This window comes from Enterobacter cloacae complex sp. IR5401 (assembly GCF_049238425.1).
Classification (GTDB): Bacteria; Pseudomonadota; Gammaproteobacteria; order Enterobacterales; family Enterobacteriaceae; genus Enterobacter; species Enterobacter hormaechei_C.
The window spans coordinates 382,513-397,762 of record NZ_JBMKHN010000002.1 but is presented as its reverse complement, the minus strand read 5'-3'; the positions used below and the strand labels follow the sequence as shown (position 1 = coordinate 397,762).

Sequence of the window (15,250 nt, the reverse complement as noted above, 5' to 3'; positions counted from 1 at the left end):
TCACACGCGCTTTTTCTCAGACTGAGTGCATTGTAGATCAAAGAGATAGAGATGTATTGTTGCAGGTTGTCTGAAAAGCGGAGGGCAGCGCCCTCCTAGCGTTAATCGATTTTGTTCAGCAGGTAGCGGTATTGCTCGCCGTCAGGCACAAATTCCAGCCGATGGGTGATGCAGGACGGGGCATCTTCAGCATGGTGGGACACAAACAGCAGCTGGGTTTCACCTTCGCTAATCAGGACATCCACAAAGCGGCGGATCAGCTGACGGTTGAGCGGATCCAGCCCCTGCAACGGTTCATCCAGAATCAGCAGCGTAGGGTGCTTAACCAGCGCGCGGACGATCAATGCCAGCCGCTGCTGCCCCCACGACAGGCTGTGGAAGGGTGCATCGGCGACCCGGTTATCCATACCCAGAATATCCAGCCACTGCTGCGCCAGCTTGTGCTGCTTGTCGGATACCGCCTGATAAATACCAATGGAGTCGAAGAAGCCAGAGAGGATCACGTTTCGCACCGTGGTGCTCACCCGGTAGTCCAGATGCAGGCTGCTGCTGACATAGCCGATGTGCTTTTTGATATCCCAGATGGTTTCCCCGCTGCCGCGGCGACGGCCGAACAGGGTGAGATCGTTGCTGTATCCCTGCGGGTGATCCCCGGTGATCAGGCTCAGCAGCGTGGATTTACCCGCCCCGTTGGGGCCGACGATCTGCCAGTGCTCACCAGGATTAACCGTCCAGCTGAGGTGATTAAGAATAGGGCGATCGTCGTAAGCAACCACCCCATCGCGCAGCACAATGCGCGGCTGGTCAGGATCCAGCCCGTGGCGCGCCGAAGGCGCATCCGGCTCCGGCAGGGCAATACCGTCCAGTTTCTCGCTGTGGGCCAGCTGCGCAATCAGCGCCTGCCGAAGCAGTACGGCTTTCTCGCCGGTTTCGGTCAGGCTACAGTCCGCCAGCACGCCTGCATAATGTACGAAATCCGGGATCTCATCAAAGCGGTTCAGGACCAGTACAAGGGTGTATCCCTGCTGGTTAAGCGACGCCAGCAACGCTGCCAGCTGCGCGCGGGACTGTACATCCAGTCCGTCAAACGGTTCATCCAGGATCAAGAGTTCCGGCTCGCTCATCAGCGCCTGACACAGCAGCGTTTTGCGCGTCTCACCGGTAGAAAGATATTTGAAACGGCGGTTAAGCAGGGCGGTAATGCCAAATTGCTCCGCCAGCTGCTGACAGCGGGCAGGATCTTTTATCTCATCCTGGATAATTTCCGCCGTCGTGCGGCCGGTATCTTCTTCGCCGGGGCTGAGCAAATCGGTATTGTTACGCTGCCACTCATCGCTGACCAGCTTTTGCAGCTGTTCGAAGGAAAGGCGCGTCAGCCGGGTAAAGGTGCACCGACGTTCACCCTTCAGTTGGGTTATTTCGCCAGCCAAAGCGCGGGCCAGCGCGGATTTTCCGCTGCCATTAGAGCCCACAAACGCCCAGCTTTCTCCGGCGCGAAGGGTTAACTCTGGCAGCGATAAGGTACGGGTATCGCTAAGACGAAACGTGCCTTGCGAAATATGCAATGATGACATGTGTTATCCCATTTTTTGCAGCAACAGATGTCAGGGATACTCAGTGTAAGCAGGGTTGTCAATGCGCTTAGCACAATGTGGCGATAATTACCCTGTCTGCATTGAAATATGCGGTCACCACAGCACCTTCGTCTAATTCGGTCGCGTCGTTCACCGGAACGGTGGCGCAGAGCGACTGTCCATCCGGCAGGGTCATCAGCACTTCACACTGTTCTGCGCCGCGCTCGATGTGGCTGATGCGTCCCCGCAGCTGGTTGTCGGCCTCTGCGGCCTGCTCAGGGTTAAGCGTGATGCTGATCCAGGGGGCTTTGAGTAATACCAGCACCTCCTGACCTTCGTTCAGCCCAAGGCGTTGACCACTTTGCGCGGTGATGGCGGCTTTCAGGCGCGTCGTGCCGTCCGCGAGCAGGATCTCAATATGCTCCTGCACCTGCGAATGATCGCGCCCCGTCACCGTACCAAACCACTGGTTACGGGCGCTGGTCTGCAAAGAGAAACGGGAGATGGCGCCCAGCAGGCTGTCCAGCGGCAGGTTGTCGTCATCGCTCAGCACATCAAATGCTTTTTGCTGGATCTGCGCCAGTAAATCGTAGAGCTGGATCAGACGTTGCCCGTAACGCGTCAACACGGCGCCGCCGCCGCCTTTCCCGCCGGTGGCGCGCTTAACCAGCGTGTGTTCACTCAGGGTGTTCATGTCGTTAATCGCATCCCAGGCGCTTTTATAGCTGATGCCGGCGTTTTTTGCTCCCTGGCTAATCGAGCCAGTTTGTTCTATTTGTTTTAACAGGGCGATACGTCGCGGATCGGCGAAAAGCTTCTGCTGAAGTCGTAGGGTGAGGAGAATTTCGGCCTGCATAACAGTGTCCCGGCAAAAAGGCTATTGTGACCCAAATGCCCGGGGGCGGAAAGCGCACCGCACAAAAGGGGATGTTTTTCTTACTTTTCAGGGTAGAATAAGCCGTTCACAAGATCTGGAGAAAACCATGTTAGAGTTGTTGAAAAGTCTGGTATTCGCGGTAATCATGGTGCCAGTAGTGATGGCTATCATCCTCGGTGCCATCTACGGCCTGGGTGAAGTGTTCAACGTCTTTTCGAACATTGGTCATCGTCGTGACCAGCCTAAAAAGCAGCAATGATTTCCTCCAAAACGCCCGGCCAGCCCGGGCGTTTTGCTCTCAAGTTTATTCCTCTCCCGCCGATATCTTTTACAACGTTCCTTGAGTTTACGCATTAATGGGTACGATTTAGCGCTAGGAACGCCTGCGATATATCGTTATATTTATTTGTATATAACGATACGCACAGGAGCTTCAAATGGCACGTTCATGGGTACGCCTTTTCGCAGGGGCAACGCTGACTCTCTCACTCACCGGCCACGCGCTGGCGGATGAAGGAAAAATCACGGTCTTTGCGGCGGCGTCGCTGACTAACGCGATGCAGGATATTGCTGCGGTATACAAAAAAGAGAAAAACGTCGAGGTGGTCTCGTCGTTTGCCTCCTCGTCCACGCTGGCCCGCCAGATTGAAGCGGGGGCGCCCGCGGATCTGTTCATCTCTGCCGATCAGAAATGGATGGATTACGCGGTGGAGAAAAAATCTGTTGATACGGCTACCCGCGAAACGCTGCTGGGAAATAGCCTGGTGGTGGTTGCACCCGCAAACAGCAAGCAGGGCGACATCGCCATCAACAAACAGACGGACTGGACCCGTCTGCTCAACGGTGGTCGTCTGGCGGTGGGCGATCCGGAGCATGTTCCTGCCGGGATTTATGCGAAAGAAGCGCTGCAAAAACTTGGCGCATGGGAAACCTTATCGCCGAAGCTGGCTCCCGCAGAAGATGTGCGTGGCGCGCTGGCGCTGGTGGAGCGTAACGAAGCGCCACTCGGGATCGTTTACGGCTCCGATGCCGTCGCCAGTAAAGGCGTGAAGGTAGTGGGTACCTTCCCGGAAGACTCGCATAAGAAAGTGGAATATCCTGTTGCGATAGTTGATGGGCATAAAAATGCGAGCGTGACGGCCTTCGTTGACTACCTGAAGGGGCCGGAAGCGTCCGCTATCTTTAAACGTTACGGATTTACGACTCACGAATGATATTGACCGAACCTGAATGGCAGGCCGTGCTGCTGAGCCTGAAAGTCTCTTCCCTGGCGGTTGCGCTGAGTTTGCCCTTTGGGGTGTTCTTTGCCTGGTTACTGGTTCGCGTGAAGTTTCCAGGCAAAGCCCTGCTCGACAGTGTTCTCCATCTTCCGCTTGTCTTACCGCCTGTGGTGGTCGGATATCTGCTGCTGATCTCCATGGGGCGACGCGGTTTTATCGGCGAATGGCTGTACGACTGGTTCGGACTGACCTTTGCTTTCAGCTGGCGCGGCGCGGTTCTGGCCGCGGCAGTAATGTCCTTCCCGCTGATGGTGCGCGCTATCCGCCTGGCGCTGGAAGGGGTGGATATCCGGTTAGAACAGGCCGCCCGCACGCTGGGCGCAGGCCGCTGGCGGGTATTCCTGACCATTACGCTTCCGCTTACGTTACCAGGCATTATCGTCGGTACGGTGTTAGCCTTCGCCCGCTCGTTGGGTGAGTTTGGCGCGACCATCACCTTTGTGTCCAACATTCCCGGCGAGACGCGGACCATCCCGTCGGCCATGTATACCCTGATTCAGACCCCGGGCGGCGAAGGTGCGGCGGCCCGGCTGTGTATTATTTCGATTGTGCTCGCTCTGGTCTCGCTGCTGGTGTCTGAGTGGCTGGCGCGCCTCAGCCGTGAACGGATGGGGAAATCGTGATGCTGGAACTCAACTTTACGCAAACCCTGGGCAGTCACACCCTGACGCTGAACGAAACGCTGCCTGCCAGCGGTATCACCGCCATTTTTGGCGTGTCCGGGGCGGGGAAAACGTCGCTGATTAATGCGATTAGCGGCCTGACGCGTCCCCAGTCTGGCCGTATTGTGCTAAATAACCGCGTCTTAAATGACGCGGAGAAGAAGGTCTGCCTGTCACCGGACAAACGCCGTATCGGCTATGTGTTTCAGGATGCGCGCCTGTTTCCGCACTACAGCGTTCGCGGGAACCTGCGTTACGGCATGGCAAAAAGCATGGCCGGACAGTTCAATAAGCTGGTGGCGCTGCTGGGCATCGAACCGCTGCTGGATCGTCTGCCGTCGTCGCTGTCGGGTGGTGAAAAACAGCGTGTGGCGATTGGCCGCGCCCTGTTAACCGCGCCGGAACTGCTGCTGCTGGATGAGCCGCTGGCCTCGCTGGATATTCCGCGCAAGCGCGAGCTGCTGCCGTATCTGCAACGTCTGGCGCGGGAAATCAATGTGCCAATGCTCTACGTCAGCCATTCGCTGGATGAGATTTTACATCTGGCCGACAAAGTGCTGGTGCTCGAAGCGGGCAGGGTGAAGGCATTCGGCAATCTGGAGGAGGTGTGGGGCAGCAGCGTTATGCATCCATGGCTGCCAAAGGAGCAGCAGAGCAGCATTCTGAAGGTGAGCGTGCTGGAGCACCATCCGCACTACGCGATGACCGCGCTGGCGCTGGGCGATCAGCATTTGTGGGTGAATAAAATCGATACGCCGATTCAGTCCACGTTACGGATCCGCATTCAGGCGTCGGATGTCTCATTGGTGCTGCAACCGCCGCTGCAAACCAGTATCCGCAATATTTTGCGCGCAAAAGTGGCGCAGTGTTTTGATGATAACGGCCAGGTGGAAGTGCAGCTGGAAGTAGGCAGCAGAACGCTGTGGGCGCGCATCAGCCCGTGGGCCAGGGATGAGCTGGGTATCAAGCCTGGCCTGTGGCTTTACGCGCAAATCAAGAGCGTTTCCATAACCGCCTGATCACAGCAGGTGGGTATAGATATACTGCGCGATGCTGTCGGTGGTGTTATCACCAATCACCACGTCAGCGCGCGCTTTCACCGCGTCATCGGCATTACCCATCGCCACGCCCGTTCCGGACGCTTCCAGCATGCTGATGTCGTTATAGTTATCGCCGAAGGCAATTACGTCCTGCATTGATCCGCCCTGCGATTCAACGAACTGAGTCAGACGCCTTCCTTTGCTGTTGCCTTTGCGGGCGATATCCACCTGATCGTGCCAGGACCATTCACATTCCAGACCCAGCGTATGCTCGACATGTTTTGCGAAGGTATTCAGTTTGGCGGTGTCTTCATCGGTCAGGGCAAATTTCCAGATTGCTTCGACGTCTTCCGCCGCCTGGCGCAGGGAGGAAACCTGAGTAAACACCGGACGCTGCGCTTCCGGCAGAGACAGGGCCCAGTTGCTGGTGCGGATCACATGGCCGGTAGGGCGTTCATACACCATGGCGTTATCCACATACATCAGGCCGTGAATGGCGTGCTCATCCAGTAAATCAATCAATTGCAGCGCCTGCGTAACGGGAAGCGGATCGGAGGCTAAAACCTTTTTTGCCTGATAATCATACAAATAGGTGCCATTACAACAAATTGCAGGTGTATCTAAGCCCAGTGCCTGATAAAAAGGATGAATGGCTACGTGATGTCGACCCGTTACGATGAGAAGTTGATACCCCGCTTCCTGGGCTCGTTTGAGGGCCTCAAGAGAAGAGGGGAGCAGGGTTTTCTGAGGGGTAAGCAGTGTTCCGTCTAAATCCAGGGCAATCACTCGCGAGGTCATTTTTTCTTCCGGGTTAATGTTGAATTTAAGGTCTGTCGGGATGGTACACCGAGAGCGGAACCCTGCAAAATCCCGGACTACAATTCAGCATTCACCGTTAAAAATAATCAGGAGTATTCATGAAACAAACCGTTTATACCGCCAGTCCTGAAAGTCAGCAGATCCATGTCTGGCGTTTGAATACAGAAGGTTCGCTTACGCTGGTTCAGGTTGTTGATGTGCCAGGCCAGGTGCAGCCGATGGTCGTCAGCCCGGATAAACGTTTTCTTTATGTCGGCGTACGCCCCGAATTCCGCGTACTGGCATACCGCATCTCCCCGGATGACGGCGCGCTGACCTATACCGCAGAAGCCCCGCTGCCGGGCAGCCCGACCCATATTTCCACTGACCATAAAGGCAACTTTATCTTCAGCGGCTCCTACAATGCAGGCTGCGTGAGCGTCACCCGCCTGGAAGACGGTATTCCCGTTGAAACCGTCGACGTGGTAGAAGGGCTCGAAGGTTGCCACTCAGCCAACATTTCGCCGGATAACCGCACGCTGTGGGTGCCAGCGCTTAAGCAGGACCGCATCTGCCTGTTTACCCTGAGCGATGACGGCCATCTGGTCGCGCAGAGCCCGGCGGAAGTCACCACCGTTGAAGGCGCAGGCCCGCGCCACATGGTCTTCCACCCGAATCAGCAGTATGCCTATGTCGTTAACGAGCTGAACAGCTCGGTAGACGTGTGGGAGCTGAACGATCCTAACGGGCAGATCGAGTGCGTACAGACGCTGGACATGATGCCATCTAATTTCTCTGACACACGCTGGGCGGCAGACATTCACATCACGCCGGATGGCCGTCACCTGTATGCCTGTGACCGTACCTCCAGTCTGATCACCGTCTTCAGCGTCTCCGAAGACGGCAGCGTTCTGGCAGTTGAGGGCTTCCAGCCGACAGAAACCCAGCCGCGCGGCTTTAATGTCGACCACAGCGGCAAATACCTGATTGCGGCGGGGCAGAAATCCCACCACATTGCGCTCTATGAAATCCAGGGCTTGCAGGGTCTACTGGAAGAGAAAGGACGCTATGCGGTCGGACAAGGGCCGATGTGGGTTGTGATTAACGCTCATTGATCCGTAGACGAAAAAAACCTCGCAAATGCGAGGTTTTTTATGCGCGGTTAATGCATGTGGCAGGCCGGGTAAGGCGCAGCCGCCACCCGGCAGCAGGCATTTTACTGCTTCGGCTCAGCAACCACTTTGCTACCCAGACCGCGGTTGTTGTATTCCCACATGCGGTTGAAGTTAGCGTCGTTCAGGTTACGCTGCACGTTGTCTTTATCATCCACCGTGCCGGTGTTGCCGGAGAAAGGACGTTTCGAGATCGCCGCATCCGCCCACGGTTTCGCCATGTTAAAGCCTTCGTTAATCACGCTGTCGCGGATCACGACCTGGCCGTTAGTGGCGGAGTCCACGTCCAGAGAGCGACCAAGCTGCGCCACGCCATCGCCAGCAGCAGTAAAGCGGCTATTCACGGCCAGGAAGCCATAGAACAGGTTAGACTGCGTGGCCGGTGCAAAGACGTAACCTTCCTGCTGCGTACGTGAATTCACCACGCGGAAGTCGGTGTTATCAAATACCACCGCGCCGCGGCCAGAGACCATATCCACGTCGCCTTCAATGTAGCTGTTGGTGACCAGAGTACGCGTCAGACGGTTGTTCTGAAGGGTATTCTGCACGCCGCTGTTGGTCACGAAGAAGGTGTTCTGGCGGCCCAGGATATTGACGTTGTTAATCTGTACCTTGTCGCCATCGCTACGCAGCGCCACGGCCTGATGATTACCTGCGTCAACGCTGTCGCCCAGGGTGTTCTGAATGGTCAGGTTTTGCAATTGCAGGCCATTGTTTTGTGACCAGAATACCGCCGAACACATCACGCCAATGGTGGCGGCACGCTTGCGCTGGCAGTTATCAAACATATACCACGCCGGTTTACCTGGCATGTATTTACCGGCCGGGTTCACCAGATGGCGCCAGGTGGTGCTGTCGATCTCTGAATCAATCGCCAGGCCAATTTTTACGTCGACCGCTTTTTCGCCCAGGCCGTAAAGTGTAATGCTTCCCGGTGCCGCCGGAACATAAACGGTTCCTTCGTATTCACCCGGCAGGATGGCAATGTACTGACGAGAGGCGCTGTGTTTGGTGATTGCGGCATCAACGGCTGCCTGAATAGAGGTGTGTGTAACGCCCTGCGCCCCGGCCGGGCCGACAACGAAGTCTGGCTGTTTCGGCAGGTTAATAGAAGAAGGCGTCCACGGGGCTGCATTGGGATCCATCGCCGAGAAATAGTGCGCCCGGGTGAAGTTCTTCGCTTCAGCCGCTGACAGGATCGGACGGGAAGCGGTGCCCGGAGCAACCTGCTCAGAAGGTTGCTGATCCGGTGGTATTGAACTGCAAGCGGATAAAGTCACGCCAAAGGCGAGTGCCAACGCCAGACGGGAAATCCTGGAAATATTCAAGGTAATGCTCCTGGGTATGCAAGTCTTATCTGGATAGACGAAATAGCCTGCTTTTTTATACTAAGTTGAGCGAAACGGGAAGATAAAAACCGGAAAAGTTGCATTTTTGCCCGCAGGCGACGGGAAAGTCATCACAAATAAATAACATTTTCCCCCAATGCGGTTGACAGCAGGCGGCAGATGAAAATAAATGTCTATACAACCCATGACAAGTGGAAGGCACATGCAGCAGCTTAATCCCGATGATGTTATATGGCGAAATGCGCGACTGGCAACCCTGGCGACAGGCGAGGCGGAACCCTACGGCCTGAGAGAACAACATGCCCTCGTTGTGCGCGGCCAGACGATTCTGGCCATTATTCCTGAATCCGAGATCCCCTCCGGGCATCGTCAGTGTGTCGATCTCGACGGGCGTCTGGTTACTCCCGGCCTGATCGATTGCCACACCCATCTGGTGTTCGGCGGCGATCGTGCAGCGGAATGGGAGCAACGGCTTAACGGCGTGTCATATCAGACCATTAGCGCGCAGGGCGGCGGAATTAACGCCACGGTCACGGTCACCCGCAACAGTTCGCCGGAAACGCTCCTGACGGTGGCGCAGCAGCGACTCCAGCGGCTGATGAATGAAGGCGTAACGACCGTTGAAATCAAATCAGGATACGGTCTGAATGCCGAAGCCGAAGAGAAAATGCTGCTGGTTGCCCGCCAGCTCAGCCTGAATAATCTGGTCGATATCAGCCCGACGCTGCTGGCCGCGCACGCCGTTCCTGCCGAGTACCGACAGGATCCGGATGCCTATCTGGCACTGGTCTGTGAGCAGATCATGCCCACGCTGTGGCAAAAAGAGTTATTTGAAGCGGTGGACGTGTTTTGTGAAAACGTCGGCTTTACCCCGGCGCAAACCGAGCGCCTGTTCAGGGCCGCCGCCGCGCTCGGGATCCCGGTAAAAGGGCATGTAGAACAACTGTCGAATCTTGGCGGCGCGGCGCTGGTCAGCCAGTATAAAGGGCTGTCGGCCGATCATATTGAGTATCTCGATGATGCAGGTATTCAGGCGATGGCGCAAAGCGGCACGGTGGCGGTATTGCTCCCCGGCGCGTTCTATTTTCTTCAGGAGCGCCAGCGTCCACCGGTGGCGCAGCTCAGAGAGCAGGGTGTGCCGATGGCGGTGGCTACCGACTACAACCCGGGCACCAGTCCGTTTGCCAGCCTGCATCTGGCAATGAACATGGCCTGCGTCCAGTTTGGCTTCACGCCGGAAGAGGCCTGGGCTGGCGTGACGCGGCATGCGGCGCAGGCGCTAGGACGTGCTGCGACGCACGGGCAGTTAAAGCCCGGTTATGTGGCTGATTTCGTCGTCTGGGAGGCGAATCATCCGGTTGAGATGGTTTACGAGCCGGGGCGGAATCCTTTGTATCAACGCGTGTTTCGGGGGCAGGTAGCATGAAACTGTGGCATCCCGTCTCCCCGCAGGTCTGGCAGGGGCGTGACGACAGCGCCGAGTCCAGCACCGCGAAACGTCTCTTCCAGACCATACAGCAGCGCGAACACTTTTCTCCCGTGCCGTCAGGCATTGCCCTGCTGGGCTTTGAATGTGATGAAGGGGTTAAGCGTAACCAGGGCAGGCCCGGTGCTGCACAGGCGCCCGATGTGTTGCGCGGCGCGCTGGCGAATATGGCGAGCCATCAGGGGCATGCGCGCCTCGTGGATATGGGTTCTGTTTATGTTGAAGGCCACGCGCTGGAGGCGGCACAGCAGGCGCTGAGCGAGGCCATAACCGCGTGCCAGCAATCCGGGATGCGTACTCTGGTTTTCGGCGGTGGACATGAAACCGCCTGGGCGCACGGGCGCGGCGTGCTGGACGCCTTTCCGAACGATCGCATTGCGGTGATCAACCTGGATGCGCACCTCGATTTACGCAAGGCTGAACGGGCAACGTCCGGCACGCCGTTCCGCCAGCTGGCGCACTACTGCGCGTCTCAGTCTCGGGTGTTTCACTACGCCTGCCTGGGGGTAAGCCGTGCGGCGAATACTCAGGCGCTGTGGGAGGAAGCTGAGCGGTTGAACGTGACGCTGGTTGAAGATCTCGATTTTCGCCGGGATGCGCTATCCGCGCTGGATAGCGTGCTTACGCAGGCAGACCGGGTTTATCTCACCGTTGACCTCGATGTGCTGCCTGCCGCAGAAATGCCCGCCGTGTCCGCCCCTGCGGCGTTGGGGATCCCGGCGCTGGATCTGTTCCCGGTGATTGAGCGTATCTGCCGAAGCGGTAAACTACAGGCGGCGGATCTGGTGGAATTTAATCCGCACTACGATCGGGACGGTCAGGGGGCGAAGCTTGCCGCCCGACTGGCCTGGCAAATTGCTCACTGGTGGGCATAACAACATTCAAGGAGTCATGATGTTTTCACGCTCGCCCCTGCCGCAGCCGAGTCCTCCCGCGCCTTTTTACGAAAAGGTGAAGCAGGCGATCAGCGAAAAAATCGCCGCCGGCGTCTGGCGCCCGCACGACCGCATTCCGTCCGAGGCCGAGCTGGTGGCGCAGTTTGGCTTTAGCCGAATGACCATCAACCGCGCACTGCGTGAACTGACCGATGAAGGGTTGCTGGTGCGCCTGCAAGGGGTCGGGACATTTGTGGCGGAGCCAAAAGGACAGTCGGCGCTGTTTGAAATCCGCAGCATTGCCGATGAAATTGCCGCCCGCAACCATCAGCACCACTGCGAGGTGCTGGTGCTTGAAGAGACGCAGGCCAGCGCCGAACAGGCCATCGAGCTGAACGTTACCGAGGGCACCCGGATTTTCCATTCGGTGATGGTGCACTATGAGAACGACATTCCGGTCCAGATTGAAGATCGCTGCGTCAACGCGGAGCGGATACCGGACTATCTGAATCAGGATTACACCCAAACCACACCGCATGCGTATCTCTCGCTCGTCGCCCCGCTGACGGAAGGGGAGCATATTGTGGAAGCCGTGCGCGCCACGCCGCAGGAATGCGAGCTGTTGCGTATTAAAGAGCACGATCCCTGCCTGCTGATCCGCCGTCGTACCTGGTCGTCCTCGCAAATTGTGTCGCATGCGAAGCTGCTGTTCCCGGGAAATCGCTACCGGTTGCAGGGCCACTTTATGTCATAAGTTTTATAAGCGTGATCGCTAACGCAATATAGCAAAATTGTATCTTTTTTGTTAAATCCGACCTTGTGTGTGCTTGTCTATACAAGTATATCTAAATGCATCATCTGTCCCTTATGAGGAACACACAATGTCGTCAGATAAATACCGCAAGCAGGATGTCCGCGCCGCGCGCGGCACCACGCTCACCGCAAAAAGCTGGCTCACCGAAGCACCGCTGCGCATGTTGATGAACAACCTTGATCCTGAGGTAGCAGAAAATCCCCACGAGCTGGTGGTCTACGGCGGCATTGGCCGCGCCGCACGCAACTGGGCGTGCTATGACGCGATTGTCGAGTCTTTGACGAATCTCGAAAACGACGAAACGCTGCTGGTGCAATCCGGCAAACCGGTTGGCGTATTCAAAACCCATAAAAATGCGCCCCGCGTGCTGATTGCCAACTCCAACCTGGTGCCGCACTGGGCGACGTGGGAACACTTCAACGAGCTGGACGCAAAAGGGCTGGCCATGTACGGCCAGATGACCGCCGGTAGCTGGATCTACATCGGCAGCCAGGGGATTGTGCAGGGCACCTATGAAACCTTCGTGGAAGCGGGCCGTCAGCACTATAACGGCTCACTGAAAGGCCGCTGGGTGCTCACCGCCGGACTGGGCGGCATGGGCGGCGCGCAGCCGCTGGCCGCGACGCTGGCGGGCGCGTGCTCCCTGAACATTGAGTGCCAGCAGAGCCGCATCGATTTCCGTCTGCGTACCCGCTATGTCGATGAACAGGCCGACAACCTCGATGACGCGCTGGCGCGCATCAAAAAGTACACCGCTGAAGGCAAAGCCGTGTCGGTTGCCCTGTGCGGCAACGCGGCGGATATTCTGCCGGAACTGGTGGCGCGCGGCGTGCGTCCGGATCTGGTCACCGACCAGACCAGCGCTCACGATCCGCTCCACGGCTATCTGCCAAAAGGCTGGACGTGGGAAGACTACCAGCAAAAAGCGGAAACCGATCCTGAGGGCACGGTACTGGCGGCTAAACGCGCCATGGCGGAACACGTCTCCGCGATGCTGGCCTTCAGTAAGATGGGTATTCCGACCTTTGATTACGGGAATAACATCCGCCAGATGGCGAAAGAAATGGGGGTGAATAACGCCTTTGACTTCCCCGGCTTCGTGCCCGCCTATATCCGTCCTCTGTTCTGCCGCGGCATTGGGCCGTTCCGCTGGGTTGCCCTGTCCGGCGATCCGGAGGATATCTACAAAACCGATGCCAGAGTGAAAGAGATTGTCGCCGATGACGAACACCTGCATCGCTGGCTGGATATGGCGCGCGAGCGCATTAACTTCCAGGGCCTGCCGGCGCGTATCTGCTGGGTCGGGCTGGAGTGGCGGCAAAAACTCGGCCTCGCCTTTAACGAAATGGTGCGCAGCGGCGAAGTCTCCGCGCCGATCGTCATTGGCCGCGACCACCTGGACTCCGGCTCTGTCGCCAGTCCGAACCGTGAAACCGAAGCCATGCGCGACGGCTCGGATGCGGTCTCCGACTGGCCGCTGCTGAATGCCCTGCTGAACACCGCCAGCGGCGCGACCTGGGTGTCGCTGCACCACGGCGGCGGCGTCGGGATGGGCTTCTCCCAGCACTCCGGGATGGTCATCGTCTGTGACGGAACTGATGAAGCGGCCGCGCGTATCGCTCGCGTGCTGCACAACGACCCGGCAACCGGCGTGATGCGTCACGCGGATGCGGGTTACGAGATTGCCATTGATTGTGCCAAAGAGCAGGGCCTGAACCTGCCGATGATCCCCGCCACACAAGGAAAGCCTGCATGAACGCGTTAACACTTACTCCCGGCTCGCTGACGCTCAAACAGCTGCGTCACGTCTGGCGTCAGCCGGTGACACTCTCCCTTGATGAAAGCGCCCACCGTGCCATTAACGACAGCGTGGCCTGCGTGGAGGCGATTGTGGGGGAGGGGCGCACCGCCTACGGCATCAATACCGGGTTTGGCCTGCTGGCGCAGACCCGCATCGCCACGCACGATCTGGAGAATTTACAGCGTTCGCTGGTGCTGTCGCACGCGGCGGGGGTTGGCCAGCCGCTGGACGATGAGATCGTCCGCCTGATGATGGTGTTGAAAATCAACAGCCTGGCGCGTGGGTTTTCCGGCATTCGTCTGAGCGTGATCCAGGCGCTGATGGCGCTGGTCAATGCGGAAGTTTATCCGTGGATCCCGGCGAAGGGCTCCGTCGGCGCCTCCGGCGATCTGGCGCCGCTGGCGCATATGTCGCTGCTCCTGCTGGGTGAAGGCCAGGCGCGCTGGCAAGGGGAGTGGCTGCCTGCGAAAGAGGCGCTGAAAAAAGCCGGTTTAACGCCGATCACCCTCGCGGCAAAAGAGGGGCTGGCGCTGCTCAACGGCACGCAGGCGTCGACCGCTTTCGCGCTGCGCGGTCTGTTTGAAGCGGAAGATCTGTTCGCCTCGGCGGTGGTGTGCGGTGCACTGACCACTGAGGCGGTGCTCGGCTCGCGTCGTCCGTTCGATGCCCGCATCCACGAGGTGCGCGGCCAGCGCGGTCAGATTGATGCCGCTGCCATGTACCGCCACGTACTTACCGATACCAGCGACATTGCCGAATCACACCATAACTGCGAGAAGGTGCAGGATCCGTATTCCCTGCGCTGCCAGCCGCAGGTGATGGGCGCATGCCTGACTCAGCTGCGCCAGGCGGCAGAAGTGCTGCTGGTGGAGGCCAATGCGGTGTCCGATAACCCGCTGGTGTTTGCCCAGGAAAACGAGGTGGTTTCTGGCGGCAACTTCCACGCCGAGCCGGTGGCGATGGCGGCAGATAATATCGCGCTGGCGATTGCCGAAATCGGGGCGCTGTCTGAGCGTCGAATCGCGCTGATGATGGATAAGCACATGTCCCAGCTGCCACCATTCCTGGTGCGTAACGGCGGCGTGAACTCGGGCTTTATGATCGCCCAGGTCACCGCCGCGGCACTGGCAAGCGAGAACAAGGCGCTGTCGCACCCGCACAGCGTGGACAGCCTGCCAACCTCAGCCAACCAGGAAGATCACGTGTCGATGGCCCCGGCTGCCGGGCGTCGTCTGTGGGAGATGGCCTCTAACACCCGCGGCGTGCTGGCGGTGGAGTGGCTGGCGGCGTGTCAGGGTATTGATTTGCGCGAAGGGCTAACATCCAGCCCGCTGCTGGAGCAGGCGCGTCATACGCTGCGCGAGCACGTTACGCACTACGATGACGACCGCTTCTTTGCGCCGGATATTGATAAGGCGATGCAGCTTCTGGAAGAAGGGCGGCTGGTGGGGTTATTGCCTTCCGTGCTGTGATTTTTACCCTCACCCTAACCCTCTCCCTGTGGGAGAGGGCCGGGGTGAGG

The 15,250-nt window shown here is 58.1% G+C and carries 14 protein-coding genes; 10 read left to right on the top strand and 4 right to left on the bottom strand.

What is annotated here, in order from left to right:
* Nucleotides 1-101 precede the first annotated feature (101 nt).
* Together modF and modE are read right to left on the bottom strand one after the other, a co-directional pair.
* The gene (gene modF, locus ACOTX1_RS04880; RefSeq protein WP_023315655.1) at nt 102-1,574 is read right to left on the bottom strand and encodes a molybdate ABC transporter ATP-binding protein ModF; all 1,473 of its coding nucleotides are present in this window, start codon (nt 1,572-1,574) and stop codon (nt 102-104) included.
* Nucleotides 1,575-1,641: 67 nt separating this feature from the next.
* Nucleotides 1,642-2,430 (bottom strand): molybdenum-dependent transcriptional regulator, encoded by a 789-nt coding sequence (modE, locus tag ACOTX1_RS04875; RefSeq protein ID WP_023315656.1) that lies wholly within the window; start codon nt 2,428-2,430, stop codon nt 1,642-1,644.
* A 127-nt stretch (nt 2,431-2,557) separates the two neighbouring features.
* Here modE and ACOTX1_RS04870 point away from each other — a divergent pair, with 127 nt between their 5' ends.
* The 4 genes from ACOTX1_RS04870 to modC all read left to right on the top strand — a co-directional run bounded on the left by ACOTX1_RS04870 (nt 2,558) and on the right by modC (nt 5,412).
* Nucleotides 2,558-2,710 (top strand): AcrZ family multidrug efflux pump-associated protein, encoded by a 153-nt coding sequence (locus ACOTX1_RS04870; RefSeq protein ID WP_003858549.1) that lies wholly within the window; start codon nt 2,558-2,560, stop codon nt 2,708-2,710.
* A gap of 178 nt (nt 2,711-2,888) precedes the next feature.
* Nucleotides 2,889-3,665 carry a molybdate ABC transporter substrate-binding protein gene (modA, locus tag ACOTX1_RS04865; protein WP_022650631.1) on the top strand — a complete coding sequence of 259 codons (777 nt, stop codon included), beginning with the start codon at nt 2,889-2,891 and terminating at the stop codon, nt 3,663-3,665.
* The gene (modB, locus tag ACOTX1_RS04860) at nt 3,662-4,354 is read left to right on the top strand and encodes a molybdate ABC transporter permease subunit (RefSeq protein WP_003858545.1); all 693 of its coding nucleotides are present in this window, start codon (nt 3,662-3,664) and stop codon (nt 4,352-4,354) included. The genes modA and modB overlap by 4 nt, the downstream gene beginning before the upstream one ends.
* On the top strand, nt 4,354-5,412 hold the full coding sequence (modC, locus tag ACOTX1_RS04855) for a molybdenum ABC transporter ATP-binding protein ModC (RefSeq protein ID WP_003858541.1): 1,059 nt from the start codon (nt 4,354-4,356) through the stop codon (nt 5,410-5,412). The genes modB and modC overlap by 1 nt, the downstream gene beginning before the upstream one ends.
* On the opposite strand, the gene ACOTX1_RS04850 is transcribed toward modC, so the two are convergent.
* Complete coding sequence (locus ACOTX1_RS04850) at nt 5,413-6,231, bottom strand: pyridoxal phosphatase (RefSeq protein WP_003858539.1); 819 nt, start codon at nt 6,229-6,231, stop codon at nt 5,413-5,415. It lies immediately after the preceding gene.
* A gap of 119 nt (nt 6,232-6,350) precedes the next feature.
* Between ACOTX1_RS04850 and pgl the strand changes: the two genes are divergently transcribed.
* On the top strand, nt 6,351-7,346 hold the full coding sequence (gene pgl / locus ACOTX1_RS04845) for a 6-phosphogluconolactonase (protein WP_023315658.1): 996 nt from the start codon (nt 6,351-6,353) through the stop codon (nt 7,344-7,346).
* Nucleotides 7,347-7,447: 101 nt separating this feature from the next.
* On the opposite strand, the gene ACOTX1_RS04840 is transcribed toward pgl, so the two are convergent.
* Nucleotides 7,448-8,731: a putative acyl-CoA thioester hydrolase gene (locus ACOTX1_RS04840; RefSeq protein WP_023315659.1), complete on the bottom strand. Its 1,284-nt coding sequence runs from the start codon at nt 8,729-8,731 to the stop codon at nt 7,448-7,450.
* Nucleotides 8,732-8,954: 223 nt separating this feature from the next.
* Here ACOTX1_RS04840 and hutI point away from each other — a divergent pair, with 223 nt between their 5' ends.
* The 5 genes from hutI to hutH all read left to right on the top strand — a co-directional run bounded on the left by hutI (nt 8,955) and on the right by hutH (nt 15,200).
* Complete coding sequence (gene hutI, locus ACOTX1_RS04835) at nt 8,955-10,178, top strand: imidazolonepropionase (RefSeq protein WP_023315660.1); 1,224 nt, start codon at nt 8,955-8,957, stop codon at nt 10,176-10,178.
* A complete protein-coding gene (gene hutG, locus ACOTX1_RS04830) occupies nt 10,175-11,113 on the top strand; it encodes a formimidoylglutamase (RefSeq protein ID WP_003858535.1) in 939 nt (312 codons plus the stop codon). Before hutI ends, hutG begins: the two co-directional genes overlap by 4 nt.
* Nucleotides 11,114-11,132: 19 nt before the next feature.
* Nucleotides 11,133-11,867 carry a histidine utilization repressor gene (locus tag ACOTX1_RS04825; RefSeq protein WP_003858534.1) on the top strand — a complete coding sequence of 245 codons (735 nt, stop codon included), beginning with the start codon at nt 11,133-11,135 and terminating at the stop codon, nt 11,865-11,867.
* Between the two features lie 127 nt (nt 11,868-11,994).
* Nucleotides 11,995-13,683 (top strand): urocanate hydratase, encoded by a 1,689-nt coding sequence (gene hutU / locus ACOTX1_RS04820; protein WP_003858533.1) that lies wholly within the window; start codon nt 11,995-11,997, stop codon nt 13,681-13,683.
* Nucleotides 13,680-15,200 carry a histidine ammonia-lyase gene (gene hutH, locus ACOTX1_RS04815; RefSeq protein ID WP_032667132.1) on the top strand — a complete coding sequence of 507 codons (1,521 nt, stop codon included), beginning with the start codon at nt 13,680-13,682 and terminating at the stop codon, nt 15,198-15,200. The genes hutU and hutH overlap by 4 nt, the downstream gene beginning before the upstream one ends.
* Nucleotides 15,201-15,250: the final 50 nt, after the last annotated feature.